This is a genomic window from Alkalibacterium sp. m-11, from assembly GCF_054658155.1.
The window spans coordinates 1-1,060 of the sequence record NZ_BAAGIR010000277.1; the positions used below are offsets into that span (position 1 = coordinate 1).

Here is a 1,060-nt window from a genome sequence, read left to right on the forward strand (position 1 = left end):
TTCTTCCCATGTCAACGCTCTCCTTTGAACTCATATAGTTGGGTTCATTATACAATAAAGAACCCTATAAAATAGAGAACGAATAAGGGTTTTTTATCCGTGTCTATTCTATAGGGTCCAGTTTAAAAATCCATAGGTGTTTTTTTTTACCTGTCTACTTGACAGGGAGCAGTTCAATTGAATCTAGTCCTCTTTTATTTTTATTTTTTATTCGTATTCTACAACATCGACCCATCGCATTAAGAATTCTTCATTTTCTTTAATTCCCTTAGCTAATTGCTCAGCAGCAACAATTGGGCACCACTTCAAAATATATTGAAGAGCGGTATTTGTTTTTTCAGCATATAGTTTGATGTATTTTTCTGCTAATTCTTTCTCGCCTTTTAAATAAAAGTCGAGATACGTAGTGGCAGCATCATGTGAACCATTTCCTTGAGTCACGTGAGACCAGTCAAGGACGTAAGCCTCTTCATCATCTGTAATAATAATGTTTGTTGGATTGAAATCACCATGACAAACTTTATTATGAACAGGCATCCCTGCTAACCGACTATCTAATTCATAACGAATGGTTGCGTTTAAACCGCTATTCGCAATTTTTCGACTCATTTTACTATGCATCTCATTTAGTAGAGGAGCTCTTTCTTGATGGATGGCTATTTGTAAATCAACAAATAGCTCTAAGTATTCATCCATTTTTTCTGGATTTTCATCCATTAATTCTTGCAAAGTGTTGCCTGGTACATAATCCATCACAATCATTTGGTCATCATCTAGCAATCGGACTTCATGTAATTTGGGAATGTTAAGTCCAGTCTCTTCAATTCTTGACTGGTTTAAGGCTTCGTTTAAAATATTAGCTTTTGAGAACGATGAATCAAATTTTATAATGACTTTGTCACCTTTACGATAGATTTCTTTGTCTGATCTTTCGGGGCTGGGAAAAAACTCCCCTAAAATGAATACATCCCTCGACCGATTTTGAGAAAAAATGGTCGAGGGATGTTTCTTTTTTAAAGACAAAATGAGCCCCACCGGCTATAATTGAAGTACCAACAGC

At 35.7% G+C, this 1,060-nt stretch carries 1 protein-coding gene; it reads right to left on the reverse strand.

The features are described 5' to 3' along the window. Positions 1-207 precede the first annotated feature (207 nt). Positions 208-1,023: a phosphotransferase family protein gene (locus ACYQ2O_RS12365; protein WP_459771367.1), complete on the reverse strand. Its 816-nt coding sequence runs from the start codon at positions 1,021-1,023 to the stop codon at positions 208-210. Between the last annotated feature and the right edge of the window lie 37 nt (positions 1,024-1,060).